This window comes from Pseudomonas sp. Mn2068, assembly GCF_049319725.1.
GTDB classification, from domain to species: Bacteria; Pseudomonadota; Gammaproteobacteria; order Pseudomonadales; family Pseudomonadaceae; genus Aquipseudomonas; species Aquipseudomonas gingeri.
Genome location: NZ_JBMOUG010000017.1, coordinates 1 through 16,992, shown reverse-complemented (window position 1 = coordinate 16,992; position 16,992 = coordinate 1). Strand labels below are relative to the sequence as shown.

Annotated in this window: 17 protein-coding genes; 14 read left to right on the top strand and 3 right to left on the bottom strand. The window is 60.9% G+C overall.

Annotated features, from left to right (window positions below; translation table 11 throughout):
- Window positions 1-14 precede the first annotated feature (14 nt).
- The gene (locus tag ACL9RJ_RS28025) at window positions 15-596 is read right to left on the bottom strand and encodes an ACP phosphodiesterase (protein ID WP_103032629.1); all 582 of its coding nucleotides are present in this window, start codon (window positions 594-596) and stop codon (window positions 15-17) included.
- A 155-nt stretch (window positions 597-751) separates the two neighbouring features.
- On the opposite strand from ACL9RJ_RS28025, the gene ACL9RJ_RS28020 reads away from it, so the two are divergent.
- The 10 genes from ACL9RJ_RS28020 to ACL9RJ_RS27975 all read left to right on the top strand — a co-directional run bounded on the left by ACL9RJ_RS28020 (window position 752) and on the right by ACL9RJ_RS27975 (window position 8,693).
- Window positions 752-1,054, top strand: coding sequence for an ArsR/SmtB family transcription factor (locus tag ACL9RJ_RS28020; RefSeq protein WP_017127709.1), 303 nt, complete (start codon window positions 752-754; stop codon window positions 1,052-1,054).
- A gap of 14 nt (window positions 1,055-1,068) precedes the next feature.
- Window positions 1,069-2,235, top strand: coding sequence for an MFS transporter (locus ACL9RJ_RS28015; RefSeq protein ID WP_017127708.1), 1,167 nt, complete (start codon window positions 1,069-1,071; stop codon window positions 2,233-2,235).
- A 21-nt stretch (window positions 2,236-2,256) separates the two neighbouring features.
- Window positions 2,257-3,306, top strand: coding sequence for an alkene reductase (locus ACL9RJ_RS28010; RefSeq protein ID WP_177085385.1), 1,050 nt, complete (start codon window positions 2,257-2,259; stop codon window positions 3,304-3,306).
- 245 nt (window positions 3,307-3,551) lie between these two features.
- Complete coding sequence (locus tag ACL9RJ_RS28005) at window positions 3,552-4,001, top strand: hypothetical protein (protein WP_017127706.1); 450 nt, start codon at window positions 3,552-3,554, stop codon at window positions 3,999-4,001.
- Window positions 4,002-4,181: 180 nt separating this feature from the next.
- Entirely contained in the window at window positions 4,182-5,387 is a 1,206-nt protein-coding gene (locus ACL9RJ_RS28000) for an ABC transporter permease (RefSeq protein ID WP_017127705.1), read from the top strand.
- 143 nt (window positions 5,388-5,530) lie between these two features.
- Window positions 5,531-5,971, top strand: coding sequence for a hypothetical protein (locus ACL9RJ_RS27995; RefSeq protein ID WP_177118262.1), 441 nt, complete (start codon window positions 5,531-5,533; stop codon window positions 5,969-5,971).
- A 62-nt stretch (window positions 5,972-6,033) separates the two neighbouring features.
- Window positions 6,034-6,900, top strand: coding sequence for a hypothetical protein (locus ACL9RJ_RS27990; RefSeq protein ID WP_422765867.1), 867 nt, complete (start codon window positions 6,034-6,036; stop codon window positions 6,898-6,900).
- Window positions 6,845-7,327, top strand: coding sequence for a hypothetical protein (locus tag ACL9RJ_RS27985; RefSeq protein ID WP_177116410.1), 483 nt, complete (start codon window positions 6,845-6,847; stop codon window positions 7,325-7,327). Before ACL9RJ_RS27990 ends, ACL9RJ_RS27985 begins: the two co-directional genes overlap by 56 nt.
- The gene (locus ACL9RJ_RS27980) at window positions 7,324-7,764 is read left to right on the top strand and encodes a hypothetical protein (protein WP_103032626.1); all 441 of its coding nucleotides are present in this window, start codon (window positions 7,324-7,326) and stop codon (window positions 7,762-7,764) included. The genes ACL9RJ_RS27985 and ACL9RJ_RS27980 overlap by 4 nt, the downstream gene beginning before the upstream one ends.
- A gap of 62 nt (window positions 7,765-7,826) precedes the next feature.
- The gene (locus tag ACL9RJ_RS27975) at window positions 7,827-8,693 is read left to right on the top strand and encodes a hypothetical protein (protein ID WP_422765866.1); all 867 of its coding nucleotides are present in this window, start codon (window positions 7,827-7,829) and stop codon (window positions 8,691-8,693) included.
- Between the two features lie 14 nt (window positions 8,694-8,707).
- Here the strand turns inward: ACL9RJ_RS27975 and ACL9RJ_RS27970 are convergent, their stop codons facing one another.
- Both ACL9RJ_RS27970 and emhR read right to left on the bottom strand, forming a co-directional pair.
- Entirely contained in the window at window positions 8,708-9,595 is an 888-nt protein-coding gene (locus tag ACL9RJ_RS27970; protein WP_017127702.1) for a DMT family transporter, read from the bottom strand.
- Window positions 9,596-9,752: 157 nt separating this feature from the next.
- A complete protein-coding gene (gene emhR / locus ACL9RJ_RS27965; protein ID WP_017127701.1) occupies window positions 9,753-10,385 on the bottom strand; it encodes an efflux system transcriptional repressor EmhR in 633 nt (210 codons plus the stop codon).
- A gap of 254 nt (window positions 10,386-10,639) precedes the next feature.
- On the opposite strand from emhR, the gene ACL9RJ_RS27960 reads away from it, so the two are divergent.
- The 4 genes from ACL9RJ_RS27960 to ACL9RJ_RS27945 all read left to right on the top strand — a co-directional run.
- Complete coding sequence (locus tag ACL9RJ_RS27960; protein ID WP_017127700.1) at window positions 10,640-11,800, top strand: efflux RND transporter periplasmic adaptor subunit; 1,161 nt, start codon at window positions 10,640-10,642, stop codon at window positions 11,798-11,800.
- 3 nt (window positions 11,801-11,803) lie between these two features.
- Window positions 11,804-14,956, top strand: coding sequence for an efflux RND transporter permease subunit (locus tag ACL9RJ_RS27955; RefSeq protein ID WP_017127699.1), 3,153 nt, complete (start codon window positions 11,804-11,806; stop codon window positions 14,954-14,956).
- Entirely contained in the window at window positions 14,953-16,404 is a 1,452-nt protein-coding gene (gene adeC, locus ACL9RJ_RS27950; RefSeq protein ID WP_103032624.1) for an AdeC/AdeK/OprM family multidrug efflux complex outer membrane factor, read from the top strand. The genes ACL9RJ_RS27955 and adeC overlap by 4 nt, the downstream gene beginning before the upstream one ends.
- A gap of 292 nt (window positions 16,405-16,696) precedes the next feature.
- On the top strand, window positions 16,697-16,992 hold a 296-nt coding region (locus tag ACL9RJ_RS27945; protein ID WP_422765865.1), incomplete at its 3' end, for an OprD family outer membrane porin.

Below are 16,992 nucleotides of genomic sequence, written 5' to 3'. Positions count from 1 at the left end.
CGGCAAGCCGGCTCCTACAGGACCTGCAACTGCTCCCGGGAAAACGCCTGCAACTCGGGATAGAAACGCCGGAAATCCTCACCCAGGGGCTCATACAGCAGCTCCAGCTCGTGCATCGCATGGGCCAGTTCCTCGGGCCGCGACAGGCGCCGGGAAATCCCCCGCAAGACCTGCCGCAACACGTCGAACTGCCGGTACGAACCCAACCAGTCATCCGCCGCCATATAGGGCGCGACCTGCGCCAGGCGCCCCGGCAGCCGCGGTTCGCTCGCCAGGAGCCGGTAGACCCCGGCGGTAAAGCTGTCCAGCGAACCCTCGGCGTACAAGCCCCAGTCCCGCGCCAGGCAATGATCGAAGAACACATCCAGGACGATCCCGGCATAACGCCGGCGGGTCAGGCTGAAACGCGAGAGCGCCTGGTCCACCAGGGGATGTCGGTCGGTGAATACATCGATCCGCCGATGCAGCTGGATCGCCGCCTCGATGGACGGGGTGAATTGCCCGTCCACACGCCCCTTGACGAAATCGCCGTAGAGGCTGCCGAGCAGTTGTTCCGGGCGCTGGCCGCCCAGATGGAGATGTGCGAGATAGTTCATGCCACGCAGCTTAGCACCTTCGCTACCTATATCGTTATAACCCGATATAGCGATTTACGCTGAGGTCAGATCGAAATCATATTGGTATATCGCGAAATAGCGATTTATATTTCGCCCCATCGCGATATACCGTTTTACCACCCTGAGACACTGCCATGACCATTGACCTCGACGAAATAATAAAAGCGCTGGCACACCCAGTACGCCGAGACATCCTCAACTGGCTGAAAGATCCGGAAACCCAGTTCCCGGACCAGCAGCACCACCATGAATACGGCATCTGCGCCGGACAGATCGACCAACGCTGCGGCTTGTCGCAGTCGACCGTGTCCGCCCACCTGGCGACGCTGCAACGGGCTGGCCTGATCAGCAGCCAGAAAGCAGGCCAGTGGCACTTCTTCAAACGCAACGAGGAAACCATCCAGGAATTCCTCCGCATCATGAGCCAAGAGCTCTAAAAGGACCGTACCCGATGCCCCTCTCGCTACTTATCCTGGCCCTGAGCGCCTTCGCCATCGGCACGACCGAGTTCGTCATCATGGGCCTGTTGCCCGATGTCGCGGCGGACCTCGGGGTCTCGATCCCCGGCGCCGGCTGGCTGGTGACCGGCTACGCCCTGGGCGTGGCCATCGGCGCGCCATTCATGGCCATGGCCACTGCCCGGCTGCCACGCAAGGCGGCCCTGGTGGCCCTGATGGGCATCTTTATCATCGGCAACCTGCTCTGCGCGGTGGCCAGCGACTACAACGTGCTGATGCTCGCGCGCATCGTCACCGCCCTGTGCCATGGCGCCTTCTTCGGCATCGGTTCGGTGGTGGCGGCCAACCTGGTCAGCCCGGACAAGCGTGCCTCGGCCGTGGCCCTGATGTTCACCGGCCTGACCCTGGCCAACGTGCTCGGCGTGCCCCTGGGCACCGCCCTGGGCCAGCAGGCCGGCTGGCGCTCGACCTTCTGGGCGGTGACCGTCATCGGCGTGATCGCGCTGATCGGCCTGATCCGCTTCCTGCCGGCCAAGCGCGATGAAGAAAAACTCGACATGCGTGCCGAACTCGCGGCCCTCAAGGGTGCCGGCCTGTGGCTGTCCCTGAGCATGACCGCGCTGTTCTCCGCTTCGGTATTCGCCCTGTTCACCTACATCGCGCCGTTGCTCGGCGAAGTCACCGGCGTTTCGCCGCGGGGCGTGACCTGGACCCTGGTACTGATGGGCCTGGGCCTGACCGTCGGCAATATCATCGGCGGCAAGCTGGCGGACAAGAGCCTGTCGGCGACGCTGATCGGGGTGTTCATCGCCATGGCCGTGCTGGCCACCGTACTGACCTGGACCAGCCTGATTGTCGTTCCGGCTGAAATCACCCTGTTCCTCTGGGCCACCGCCTGTTTCGCCGCCGTCCCCGCGTTGCAGGTCAACGTGGTGACCTATGGCCAGGCCGCGCCGAACCTGGTCTCGACCCTGAATATCGGCGCCTTCAACATCGGCAACGCCCTCGGTGCCTGGATCGGCGGCAGCGTCATCGCCCACGGTTTCGGCCTGACCAGCGTGCCCCTGGCCGCTGCGGCACTGGCAGTGCTCGCACTGCTGGTGACCCTGATCACCTTTCGCCAGGGCGGCAATGCCGACCTGGCTCCCGCTACCCACTAATCAGCAAAAAGGTTTGTGCACATGACTACTATTTTCGATCCGATCAAGCTGGGCGACCTCGAACTGCCGAACCGCATCATCATGGCGCCGCTGACCCGCTGCCGTGCCGATGAAGGCCGGGTACCGAACGCCCTGATGGCCGAGTACTACGTCCAGCGCGCCTCCGCCGGCCTGATCCTCAGCGAAGCGACCTCGGTCACCCCGATGGGCGTCGGCTACCCGGACACCCCGGGCATCTGGTCCAACGACCAGGTGCGCGGCTGGAGCAACGTCACCAAGGCCGTCCACGCCGCCGGTGGCCGGATCTTCCTGCAACTGTGGCACGTCGGCCGGGTTTCCCACACGTCGTACCTGAACGGCGAACTGCCGGTCGCACCGAGCGCCATCCAGCCCAAGGGCCACGTCAGCCTGGTCCGTCCGCTGTCCGACTACCCGACACCACGGGCACTGGAAACCGCTGAAATCGCCGATATCGTCGAGGCCTACCGCGTCGGCGCGGAAAACGCCAAGGCTGCCGGTTTCGACGGCGTGGAAATCCACGGGGCCAACGGCTACCTGCTCGACCAGTTCCTGCAAAGCAGCACCAACCAGCGCACCGACAACTACGGCGGTTCCCTGGAAAACCGTGCCCGCCTGTTGCTCGAAGTCACCGACGCCGTGGTGGAAATCTGGGGCGCCGGCCGTGTCGGCATGCACCTGGCGCCACGTGCCGACTCCCACGACATGGGCGACGAGAACCTCTCGGAGACCTTCACCTACGTCGCCCGCGAGCTGGGCAAGCGCGGTATCGCCTTCATCTGCTCCCGCGAGAAGGAAGCCGCTGACAGCCTCGGTCCACAGTTGAAAGCCGCTTTCGGCGGTCCCTACATCGCCAACGAACGCTTCACCAAGGACAGCGCCAATGCCTGGCTGTCCAGCGGCAAGGCCGACGCAGTGGCCTTCGGTGTACCGTTCATTGCCAACCCGGACCTGCCGGCCCGCCTGAAGGCCGACGCCCCGTTGAACGATCCCCACCCTGAAACCTTCTACGGCAAGGGCCCGGTCGGCTACATCGACTACCCGACGCTCTGAGCCGCCAGTGACGCACTGAAGGCCGCAAGAAAAAGCCCCGGTTCGCCAGAGCCGGGGCTTTTTTGTCTCTACCGAATTCAACTACATCACTATCGGAAAACACTCACAGGACAAAGGGGGCTTTGTCGCGGGTATTCCTCGCCACAGTCCGCATACTTACCCGGCGCTTTTCCTCCCCTCTTCGGAAAAGCGTGCAACGCCACGGAATGGCGTTGCTTCCAAGATCCGACCTAAAAGGAATTAACATGACTCTCCTGCTGCAATCCTTCAGCATCGCGCTGTTCTGCGGTGCCCTGTCCGCCCTGCTTTCATTTGCCGCCTATGCCTCAGGCATCGTCACCGCGGTGGAAATCCACAACGACTCCTCCCAACCCCTGGAGTTGCTGGGCACCGGCATCGACCTGAATGGCGCCTCGCCTTCGAGCTTTTCCATTGCCGGCGGCGAGCGGCGGGAACTGAAGCTCGCCGGACCACGGGCCTGGTTCATCTATGGCTCGGGGCCCCGCAAATGCCGCTTCGTGGCCCAGCATTCCCTGCAACAGCGTTTCGCCCAGGCACCCCGCCACAGCTACCTGCCGGTGTGGACACGGGAAGCCGAGTCGATCGGCGAACGCCGGGCATCCTGCAAGGCCCGACTGAACAAGACGCTCAAGGCCCCGCCCTACAGCTATAGCGTGAAATTCAGCATGAGCTGAGTCACCGGGCATCCGCTGAAACCCGCTTCAGCGGATGCCCGATGTCGCTCAACTCGCTGCCGGCAATAGAAAATTCCCACACAACAAGCGGAAACCATTCCTATTTAGCCCCCCTTCCAACGGCCGACTCTTATGAGGCATCTGCGCTACGCAGTGATCGGTCCAAAGGAGGAGTGCGGCATGATCCATCTCGAACATTACGGCCCCCTCCCGCGCCAGGTACTCGCCGAGGCTATCGCCAACCTGTGGCTGGCCGGCCGACGCACCTGGCTGAGCCTGTTGGGCCTGGTGGTCGGCAGCGGCTCGATCGTTGCCCTGCTGAACATCGGCAACAGTGCGCAAGCCGAAGCCTTGCGTTCGTTCCAGGCCATGGGGACGGACATGCTGGTCGTCAGCTTCCCGCCGAGCGGCAAAACCTCCCGGACACCCACCACGACGTTCGATCCGGCCACCTTGCGCAACGCCCTGCCCCATCTGATCGATATTGCCCCCGTCAGCCTGCATTCCACGCGTTTGCGCCGCTCTGCAATCGAAGTCGACAGCGCCCTGCTCGGCACCACCAGCGATCTGGCGGCGGCCCTGGGCCTGCAGATGCGCGATGGTCGCTTCCTGAGCGTATTCGACCGCCGGGAAACCTTTGTCGTGGTCGGCGCAGAGGTCGCACGACAATTATCGGAACAGGGCCATCCCCTGCGCCCGGGTGACCAATTGCCTGTCGAAGGCTATCTGTTCGATGTCATCGGCATCGCGGCTCGCCAGCCCAACAACCCATTGCTGCCACTGGATATCAATCACTCGATCGTGATCCCCGTGCACAGTCTGCGACGCTTGTTTACCGAGCCGAAAATCGACGGCCTGATTATCAGGATCGCGCCGGATGCCGACCCGCACGCCATGGCGCAAGCACTGAAGGTCCATTTGCGGGCCCTGCTCCAGGGCCGGGACGTCGAGGTGCGGATACCGCAGCAACTGCTCGACGGTCTGAAGCGCCAGGCCGCCACCTTCTCCCGACTGCTGGGCGGACTCGGCGGCATTGTCCTGCTGGTGGCGGGCGTCGGGGTGATGAACGTGATGCTGATGAACCTCGCCGAACGTCGACGGGAAATCGGCCTGCGCCTGGCACTCGGTGCCCGCCCCCGGGATATCCGCGATGCCTTTCTCTGCGAGGCGCTGTGCATGTCGCTGCTCGGTGCCCTGCTGGGAGCGGTCCTGGGAAGCCTGGTCGCGCTGATCTTCAGTCATCTTGCCGGCTGGTCCCTGCATCTGGCCCCCGAAGCGTTGCTGCTCGGGATCGGCAGTTCGCTGTTGACCGGACTGTTCTTTGGCCTGCATCCGGCGCTGAAAGCCTCTCGCCTGCAACCGGTGGAGGCACTTCGTGATGACTGATCCGATAGCGCTCTCCTGCAGCTCCCTTCCGGGTCCTGGCCTCCCTCAGTACAGCCACGCGCCCCGGGGACCGCCCACGGAAACCCGGAGCCGGCATGCCCCATAAAACATAAACAACACTCTCTTTTTTCAGGAATACCCTCATGAAAAAGCTGCTTTCGCTCGCCTTGCTTTTGGCAAGTACCCCAACTTTCGCCACCGATGCGAGTATTACCAAATCGGCAAAACCGCCGAGCATGTTCAGTTATATCAATACGGCTACTTCAATACATCGAACGTCGTTCGCCGACTTCACTCACCCGATAAACCTTACGATGAAGCTCAAAAGCATTCGCTGGAGCACGACACTCTTTCCCGACGCAATTAACGAAAGAATACAGCTTTGTTATTTCGAGCCTTACTCCACAACGGCAATAGACTGCCAAGCGATCACCCCCAACTCGGCGGGCACAACCAATAAATTTAATGAAAAGCGATTCGGACACGGAGTGAAAGTCTACCTCACCCACATATCAGACGATCTTAAAAATCCCGCCCATCCTGTAGGAGAGGACTCCATTACCTTTGAGTATAGCTATCAATAACAAGCGCCTCCGCCAGCAACCATTTGTTGGCGGAGCTCTAAAGCCCCCTACGGATTGTCAACATGAAAATCACCTCCTTAGAAAAACCATATCTCCATTCCCCCAAAAAAAACGAAAAAACCGAAAAGCCGTTACCCTCAACAAGCACTACAACAACCGACACCCCATCGTCGATATCTATTAGTGGTCAAGCGCTACTGCTCACCCACTTATACAGCGGACAAGCCAACCCGCCTTTCGAAACAGTTCTTGACCCAATCAAGAGTGAAAAATATTATCTGACTCAAGCCGATAGGGATCTACTGGCTTCCATCTATGAATTTGCTCAAGAACAGGGCGCCGCGCCAAGATATGTCACAGCCCTCGCCAGAGATCTGGCCAACTACCGAAAATTTCAAAATGGCACCATGCTGGGCAGCTTGAACAGCGGTCATATGTACGACATTGAAGGACACCAGCTAAGCTACAGTTTCATCGACAAAGATGCTGCAACGGTCGCGCGCATTCTCGACGGCGACGTTATAAAAGGCAGTGCCCTGGATCAGGATTTCCTCCGTTACATGCTCGACCCTGGACATGGCGCCTACCATATCTGCGACTTCGACTTCCTGGAAAAGGTCATCACCCGCTTTTCCACTACAGGCGACCCGGATGTGACGCTGCCTCCCCAATTCCAGACTTATCAGTCGCATCAAGGCTATATCGAGCATAAATCCAGGGAGATTCTGGAGCCAGTGACATTGGAACGCCTGGCAAGACAGAAGCAGGAGGCCACGGGGCAAAATCCTGCGGCGCCTACTCCGGCACCGAGCGCGGAAAAAGCCGAAACCCTGCAGGACATCTGGCGCAGAAGCCTGCTCCAGATGGTCCGCAATGGCGGCTGGCAATCATCGCTGGCGACCTTTCTCAGCAGAAATCGCCCTGACTGAAAGGCGTGCAACGCCATGGAATGGCGTTGTTCCAAAGATCCGGCTTAAGCAATCCGTCAGTATCGCACTGCTCTGCGGGGCCCTGTCCGCCCTGCTTTCATTGGCCGCCTTTGCCTCGGGCATCGTGACAGCAGTGGAAATCCATAACGATTCCTCGCGCACCTTGGCACTGCTGGGCACCGGGATCGACCTGAATGGCGCCGCGCCTTCGAGTTTTGCCATTGCTGGCGGCGAGACGTACTCCAACGCAAATCCCGTGTCGCCCAACTCGCTGACGGCCATAGAAAATTCCCACAGATCAAACGGAAACCATTCCTATTTAGTCCCCCTTCCAACGGCCGACTCTTATAAGGCATCTGCGCTACGCAGTGATCGGTCCAAAGGAAAACATAAACAACACTCTCTTTTTTCAGGAATATCCTTATGAAAAAGCTGCTTTCGCTCTCCTTGCTTTTGGCAAGTACCTCAACTTTCGCCACCGACGCGAGCATTACCAAATCGGCAAAACCGCCGAGCATGTTCAGCTATATCAATACAGGCACCTCAACACATCGGATATTACTCGCCGATTTCGCTCATCCGACAAACGTTACGATGAAGCTGAAAAATATTCGCTGGAGCACGACGTTTTTTCCAGAAGCCATAAACGAAAGAGTAAAACTCTGCTATTTCGAACCCTATTCAAACACCGAAACGGACTGCGAGATCATCGCTCCAAATTCGACAGGGAGCACCAACCGGGCCAATGGAAAACGATTTGGACATGGAGCAAAAATCCATATCACCCATATATCGGAAGATCTGAAAAACCCCGCCCACGCGCAAGGGGAAGACAGCATTACCTTTGAGTACAACTACCAATGACAGGTGCCTCCGTCAGCCCTCCATACGCTGACGGAGCTTTGATATGGCCAGAGAATCGAAAGATGAAAATCACTCAATCAGAAACCCCGCTCAACTTTCCTCCTCCCCAGACAAAGGCAGCGCCAGCGCCTACAGTCGTGGAACACCCCCTAGCTTCCAGCCCACCGCCAGCTGTTTCCTTGAGCGGCCAGGCGTTACTGATCACTCATCTATATGGCGGGGAACCCAACCCTCGCTTCGAAACGGTTCTGGATTCCACCAAGAGTGAAAAGTATTACCTGACCAGCGCCGATAGAGACTTATTGGCACATATCTATGAGTTTGCTCAAGAACAGGGCGCTGCGCCAAGATATGTCACATCTCTGGCCAGGGACTTGGCCGAATATCGTCAATTCCAAAATGGCACCATGCTGGGAAACCTGAACAGCGGAAACAGGTACGATATTGAAGGGCATCAACTAAGCTATAGTTTCACTGACAAGGACGCTGCAACGGCCGCGCGCATTCTCGACGGCGACGTTATAAAAGGCAGTGCCCTGGATCAGGATTTCCTCCGTTACATGCTCGACCCTGGACATGGCGCCTACCATATCTGCGACTTCGACTTCCTGGAAAAGGTCGTCACCCGGTTTTCCACTACAGGCGACCCGGATGTGACGCTGCCTCCCCAGTTCCAGACTTATCAGTCGCACCAAGGGTATATCGAGCATAAATCCAGCGAGATTCTGGAGCCAGTGACATTGGAACGCCTGGCAAGACAGAAGCAGGAGGCCACGGGGCAGAATCCTGCGACGTCCCCCTCGGCACCGGACGCGGAAAAAGCCGAAACCCTGAGGGACATCTGGCGCAGAAGCCTGCTCCAGATGGTCCGCAATGGCGGCTGGCAATCATCGCTGGCGACCTTTCTCAGCCGAAATCGCAATGGCTGAATCCCGGCCAGGGGTCACGCGCGCTTGCGTTGCCCCCAGGCCACCGCCAGTCCGCTCAGGCAGATCACCGCGATCCCGGCCACGGCGAACATGTCCGGCGTGTGATCGAAAATCAGGTAGCCGTACATGCCCGCGAACAGGATCTGCCCGTAGCTGAACGGCGCCAGCATCGCCGGCGCGGCATGGCGGAAGGCCTGGGTCAGGAACATGTGGCCGAGCATGCCGCAGGTGCCCAGGCCGATCATGAACAGGCCATGGACCAGGGTCGGGGTGCTCCAGAAAAACGGCAGCAACGCACTCATGATCAGGCTGTTGAGGATGCCGGTGAGGAAGTTGCTGGTGGTCGGGCTGTCGACGCCACTGAGCATCCGGGTCAGCAACTGATAGAAGCCGAAACACAGCGCCGAACACAACGGCAGCAGGATCGCCGGGGTGAACAATGCCCCGCCCGGTCGCACCACGATCAGCACCCCGACAAAACCGGCGATCACCGCCGCCCATTGCCCGCGGCTCACCCGCTCGCCCAGCAGCGGCACCGACAAGGCGGTCACCAGCAAGGGCGCGAGAAAGTTGACCGAGGTGGCTTCCGCCAGCGGGATATAGCGCAAGCCGGTGGTGAAAAACAGGCTGGTGCCGATCAGGCACAAGGCACGCAGCAGCTGCAGGCCGGGACGCCGGGTGCGGACCACCGCCGAAAAGCCGCTGCGGGGCACGAAGACCACCAGCATCAACAGCGTGTGGACCACATAACGGGCCCAGACCACCATCACGATCGGGTAAAAACCCGACAGGTACTTGGACAGGGCATCATGGCTGGCGAACAACAGTACCGCCACGCCGATCAGGGCAATGCCCTTGAGTGGCTGCTCGGCGCTCTTGTGCAGCAGATTCGATACATTCATTCACACGCTCGCAACAAATTTGCTACAAAATACTTAGCACACTAACTACCAAGTTTCAGCCCACAGGTATATAAATGTGGCCCGCTGTCGGTAACCGCGCTGCTTTTGTTACTAGCGTTAAATGTTGACACAACTAGACTCAATTACGCATTTTGACTCAATTGCGCAGGCTGGGGCTCAGGAGCAGCATATCCAATCCTGTATCGACCCAGCGTTCGGCATCGTCAGCCAGGTTGAAGCTGTCGGGTGCCAGCAACCACTGATAGAGAATGCCATCAATCCAGGCATGGATGCTGATGGCCGCGCGGGCCGTATCGAGGTTTTCGGGAAGTTGTCCTCGGCTCACCGCATTACGCAAGGCCAGTTCGATGTGCACGTTGCAGTCCAGGCTGGCGGCACGTCGCTGGCGACGCAAATCACACATTTCATCGGTGAACTCGCACTTATGAAACAGAATTTCATTGATGCGTCGGACTTTCGGATCAAGGGCCACCTGCTGGAAGTAATGCACCAGCAGCTGGCGCATGCAGCCCAGCGGATCAAGTTCATCCTGGTCTTCACTGGCCTTGGCCATGTCATCCAGCGGCTCGCGCAGCGAGTCGAGCATCGCCTGCACCAGATCGGCCTTGTTGCTGAAATGCCAGTAGATGGCGCCCCGTGTCACCCCCGCCAGGGTCGCGATATCGGCCAGGGTCGTGCGCGCCACACCACGCTCGTAGAACGCCTTTTCGGCAGCTTCGAGTATCTGGCTCCGGGTTTCCTGAGCTTCCTCTTTGGTGCGACGGACCATGGCAGTACAACCTCAATCAGGGTGCCTCGGATGGCCCCTGGGCTTGATCCGAGATTAACGACGGGCGGCGATTCTTGTGCCTTTTCCCGAAATGAATTCAATGCTTTGTCACTACTTTCACGAAAAGTGCAAGTATTTACAAACAACCATGAATGTAAGTATATTCATTAGCAACCTATTTATCCAGTCGGATCACCTTTAATACCCTTCCACTTTTCTTGTGCGCATCGTGCGCGCCTGACCCGAGGATCTTCATGCAACTCAAGCCAGCTGTTACCGCTCTGGTCACCGCCGTCGCCCTGGCATCGCTGCTCAGCGGATGTAAAGAGGAAAAGGCCGCCCCGGCAGCCCCTCCCGCGCCTCAGGTCGGCGTCGTCACCCTGCAGCCCCAGACCTTTACCCTGACCTCCGATCTTCCGGGCCGGACCACGGCCTATCGCATCGCGGAAGTCCGTCCCCAGGTCAACGGCATCATTCTCAAGCGCCTGTTCAAGGAGGGCGGCGATGTCAAAGCCGGCCAGCAGCTCTATCAGATCGATCCGTCGGTCTATGAAGCGACCCTGAAGAGTGCCGAGGCGAACCTGCAATCGACCAAGTCGATCGCCGACCGCTACAAGCAGTTGGTCAACGAGCAGGCCGTCAGCCGCCAGGAATACGACACCGCCGTCGCCAACCGCCTGCAATCGGAAGCGGCCCTGCAAAGCGCCCAGATCAACGTGCGCTACACCAAGGTGTATGCCCCGCTGTCCGGACGTATCGGCCGTTCTTCGGTGACCGAGGGCGCGCTGGTCAGCTCCGGCCAGGCCGATGCCATGGCAACGATCTCGCAACTCGACCCGATCTACGTCGACGTCACGCAATCCACCGCGGAGCTGCTGCAACTGCGCCGCGACCTGGAAAGCGGTCGCCTGCAAAAGGCTGGCGACAACGCCGCGACGGTCAAGCTGACCCTCGAAGACGGCAGCCAGTACCAGCAGGACGGCAAGCTGGAGTTCTCGGAAGTCACCGTGGATGAAACCACCGGTTCCGTGACCCTGCGAGCGGTGTTCCCAAACCCCGATCACACCCTGCTGCCCGGCATGTTCGTGCACGCCCGGTTGCAGGCTGGTGTGAAGAGCGCGGCGATCCTCGCCCCGCAACAGGGCGTGACCCGCGACCTCAAGGGCGTGCCGACCGCGATGGTCGTCGGGCCTGACAACAAGGTCGAGCTGCGCCAGCTCAAGGCCACCCGTACCGTCGGCAGCCAATGGCTGATCGAAGACGGCCTGAACGCCGGCGATCGCGTGATCACCGAAGGTCTCCAGTTCGTGCGTCCTGGCATTGAAGTCAAGGCCACCGAAGCCACCAACGTGAAGGCAGCCAACCCGGCACCTGCCCCGGCCACAGAAAAAGCCGCAGGCAGCAAAGGGGAGTAAACCATGTCGAAATTTTTTATCGACCGTCCGATCTTCGCCTGGGTTATCGCCCTGGTGATCATGTTGGTCGGGGCTCTATCGATCCTCAAGTTGCCGATCAACCAGTACCCGGCCATTGCTCCACCGGCCATCGCGATCGCCGTGACCTACCCGGGCGCCTCGGCGCAGACCGTGCAGGACACCGTGGTCCAGGTGATCGAGCAGCAGCTCAACGGTATCGACAACCTGCGCTACATCGAGTCGTCGAGTAACTCCGACGGCAGCATGACCATCACCGCAACCTTCAACCAGGGCACCAGCCCCGATACCGCCCAGGTCCAGGTGCAGAACAAGCTGAACCTGGCTACCCCGCTGCTGCCACAGGAAGTGCAGCAACAGGGTATCCGCGTGACCAAGTCGGTGAAGAACTTCCTGCTGGTCATCGGTGTGGTGTCGACCGACGGCAGCATGGTCAAGGAAGACCTGGCGAACTACATCGTCTCCAACATGCAGGATCCGATCTCGCGGACCCCGGGTGTCGGTGACTTCCAGGTGTTCGGTGCCCAGTACGCGATGCGCATCTGGCTCGACCCGGCCAAGCTGAACAACTTCAAGCTGACCCCGGTTGACGTGAAGAACGCCATTGCCGCACAGAACGTCCAGGTGTCCTCCGGGCAACTGGGTGGCCTGCCGGCCATGCCCGGCCAGCAGTTGAACGCCACCATCATCGGCAAGACCCGCCTGCAGACCGCCGAGCAGTTCAAGGCGATCCTGCTCAAGGTCAACCAGGACGGCTCGCAAGTACGCCTGGGCGATGTCGCCGATGTCGGCCTCGGGGGCGAAAACTACAGCGTCAACGCCCAGTACAACGGCAAGCCGGCCTCCGGCCTGGCGGTGAAACTCGCGGCCGGTGCCAACGCCCTGGACACCGCCAAGGCCCTGCGCCAGACCATTGCCAAGTTGCAGCCGTTCTTCCCGCCTGGCATGGAAGTCGTGTTCCCGTACGACACCACGCCGGTGGTGACCGAATCGATCAAGGGCGTGGTTGAAACCCTGGTCGAGGCGATCGTGCTGGTGTTCCTGGTGATGTTCCTGTTCCTGCAGAACTTCCGCGCCACCATCATCACCACCATGACCGTACCGGTGGTATTGCTCGGGACCTTCGGGATCCTCGCGGCGGCCGGTTTCAGCATCAACACCCTGACCATGTTCGGCATGGTGCTCGCCATCGGCCTGCTGGTGGACGATGCCATCGTCGTGGTGGAAAACGTCGAGCGGGTGATGAGCGAGGAAGGCCTGTCACCCAAGGAGGCCACCAAGAAATCCATGGGGCAGATCCAGGGCGCACTGGTGGGTATCGCCCTCGTGCTCTCGGCGGTACTCCTGCCGATGGCGTTCTTCGGCGGCTCGACCGGGGTGATCTACAAGCAGTTCTCGATCACCATCGTCTCGGCCATGGCCCTGTCGGTGATGGTTGCCCTGATCTTCACCCCGGCGCTCTGCGCCACCATGCTCAAGCCGATTGCCAAGGGCGACCACGGCACCGCCAAGCGCGGCTTCTTCGGCTGGTTCAACCGCAACTTCGACCGCAGTGTGCGCGGCTACGAACGTACCGTGGGCAGCATCCTGCGTCACAAGGCGCCGTACCTGCTGGTCTACGTGATCATCTTTGCCGGCATGCTCTGGCTGTTCACCCGTATCCCCACCTCCTTCCTGCCGGAAGAAGACCAGGGTGTACTGTTCGCCCAGGTCCAGACGCCATCGGGCTCCAGCGCCGAGCGCACCCAGGTGGTGCTCGACGAGATGCGTTCGTACCTGCTGGAGCAGGAAGGCGACACCGTCAACTCGGTCTTCACCGTGAACGGTTTCAACTTCGCCGGTAACGGCCAGAGCTCGGGCCTGGCGTTCATCATGCTCAAGCCATGGCACGAACGCTCCACGGCCAACAACGTGTTCGCCCTGGCGGCCCGTGCGCAACAGCACTTCTTCTCGTTCCGCGACGCGATGGTGTTTGCCTTCGCCCCGCCCGCGGTACTGGAACTGGGTAACGCCATCGGTTTCGACGTCTACCTGCAGGACCAGGCCGGTATCGGTCACGAGAAGCTGATGGCCGCTCGTAACCAGTTCCTCGGCATGGCGGCACAGAGCAAGGTGCTCACCCAGGTGCGTCCGAACGGCCTGAACGATGAACCGCAGTACCAGCTGAGCATCGACGACGAGCGCGCCAGTGCCCTGGGCGTATCGCTCGCGGACATCAACAGCAGCCTGTCGATTGCGCTGGGCGGCAGCTACGTCAACGACTTCATCGACCGTGGTCGGGTGAAGAAGGTGTTCGTGCAGGGCAAGCCGAGTTCGCGGATGAGCCCTGAGGACCTGCAGAAATGGTACGTGCGCAACAGCGCCGGGATCATGGTGCCGTTCTCCGCGTTCGCCAAGGGCGAGTGGGTCTACGGTTCGCCGAAACTGTCGCGCTTCAACGGTGTTTCCGCCGTGGAAGTACTGGGTGCCCCGGCGCCTGGCTACAGTACCGGCCAGGCCCTGGCGGAAGTCGAGGCCCTCGCCGAGAAACTGCCGGCGGGCGTGGGGATTTCCTGGGTCGGCCTGTCGTATGAGGAAAAGCAGTCGGGTTCCCAGGCGCCGGCGCTGTTCGCCCTGTCGCTGCTGATGGTGTTCCTGTGTCTGGCCGCCCTGTACGAAAGCTGGTCGATTCCGATCGCGGTAGTACTGGTGGTGCCGCTGGGGATTATCGGTGCGCTGCTGGCAACCACCTTCCGCGGGCTGTCCAACGACGTGTACTTCCAGGTGGGCCTGTTGACCACCATCGGCCTGGCGGCGAAAAACGCCATCCTGATCGTGGAGTTCGCCAAGGAACTGCATGAACAGGGCCGCACCCTGGTCGAGGCCGCCGTCGAGGCTTGCCGCATGCGTCTGCGTCCGATCATCATGACGTCCCTGGCATTCATCCTCGGCGTAGTGCCGCTGGCGATTTCCACCGGCGCCGGCTCGGGCAGCCAACATGCCATCGGTACCGGCGTAATTGGCGGTATGATCACCGCAACGATCCTGGCGATCTTCTGGGTGCCGCTGTTCTTCGTATCGGTGTCGTCCATCGGCGGCGAGAAGCAGCACAAGAAGCCAGACACTACTGAAACTCCAAGCAACGAGGCTGGCCAATGAGCAAGTCCCTTCTCTCCGTAGCGGTCGCAGCCTTCGTGCTCAGCGGTTGCTCGTTGATTCCCGACTACCAGCGCCCGGAAGCGCCGGTAGCGGCACAGTACCCGCAAGGACCGGCCTACTCGCCGGCCCAGGCGGCGAATGTCGCGGCAGCCGAACAGGGCTGGCGCCAGTTCTTCAGCGACCCGGCCCTGCAACAGCTGATCCAGGTCGCGCTGGAAAACAACCGCGACCTGCGTGTCGCGGCGCTGAACATCGAAGCCTACCGCGCCCAGTACCAGATCCAGCGTGCCGACCTGTTCCCGGCGGTCAGCGCCGACGGCAGCGGCAGCCGCCAACGCCTGCCGGCCGACGCCTCGGCCAGCGGCAAGGCGGGGATCAGCAGCCAGTACTCGGCCACCCTCGGGGTCAGCTCCTATGAGCTGGACCTGTTCGGGCGGATCCGCAGCCTGAGCGAGCAGGCGCTGCAGACTTACTTCGCCAGCGAAGAAGCCCGCCGCACCACGCAGATCAGCCTGGTGGCCAGCGTCGCCAACGCCTACCTGACCTGGCAGGCCGACAAGGAACTGCTCAAGCTGACCCAGGACACCCTGGCGGCCTACGAGGAAAGCTACAAGCTGACCTCGCGCAGCAACGAAGTCGGCGTGGCGTCCGCCCTGGACCTGAGCCAGTCGCGGACCTCGGTGGAAGGCGCACGGGTCAAGCTGGCGCAGTTCACCCGCCAGGTCGCCGAAGACCAGAACAACCTGACGCTGCTGCTGGGCACCGGCCTGCCGGCCAACCTGCCGGCCGCTCAACCGCTGTCGGCCAAGCTGCTCAGCGACATGCCCGCCGGCCTGCCGTCGGACCTGCTGCAACGGCGCCCGGACATTCTCGGTGCCGAGCACCAGTTGATGGCGGCCAATGCCAATATCGGTGCCGCGCGCGCGGCGTTCTTCCCGAGCATCAGCCTGACCGCCAACGCCGGGACCTTGAGCCCGGACCTGGGCGGCCTGTTCAAGGGCGGTTCGGGGACCTGGTTGTTCGCGCCGAAGATCAGCATTCCGATCTTCAACGCCGGCAGCCTGAGGGCCAGCCTGGACTACTCGAAGATCCAGAAGGACATCAGCGTCGCCAACTACGAGAAAGCGATCCAGACCGGCTTCCAGGAAGTCTCCGATGGCCTGGCCGCACGCCAGACCTTCAACCAGCAGTTGCAGGCCCAGCGTGACCTGGTCGCCGCCAACCAGGACTACTACCGCCTGGCCGAGCGGCGCTACCGCATCGGTGTCGACAGCAACCTGACGTTCCTCGATGCCCAGCGCCAGCTGTTCACGGCCCAGCAATCGCTGATCAGCGATCGCCTGTCGCAGCTCACCAGCGAGGTCAACCTGTACAAGGCCCTCGGCGGTGGCTGGAACGAGCAGACCGGTCAGGCCCGCCCGATCGACGAAACACCACCGAAGGGCTGAGGCCTTTCACGCGACACAAAAAACCCGCCATCGGCGGGTTTTTTCATGCCTGCGCTGTTCCGTTCGGTAATCGCCCAGAACCGCCAAAGCGCGATTGAACCGGGCGGTGGGTCCAACGCAACATTCCTTCCCACAGACCCATACCAATAACAACAGGTTCATCCACCATGCCTCGACGCCCTGCCCTCAGCGGCTGATCGCACCCGCCCGTTTCCCTGTCCACGCCTTTTGTCTGCAACCCCTGGTTGCGGCTGCGCCCTGCTTCATCCCTAACAATTAGAGAGACCGATCCATGAAGCCACTGAACACGAGCAAGCTTCCCTCCCCCGCCCTGCTGGCCCTCGTCATGGCCGGTGCGACCCTGCCGGCCATGGCCGAGGAACATGGCTTCGTGGAGGATGCCCAGGCCAACCTGAACCTGCGTAACTTCTACATCAATCGCAATTTCACCAACCCCGCCTATCCCCAGGGCAAGGCCGAGGAATGGACGCAGAACTTCATCCTCGACGCAAAATCCGGCTTCACCCAGGGCACGGTCGGCTTCGGCCTCGACGTGCTCGGCAGCTTTTCCCAGAAGCTCGACGGCGG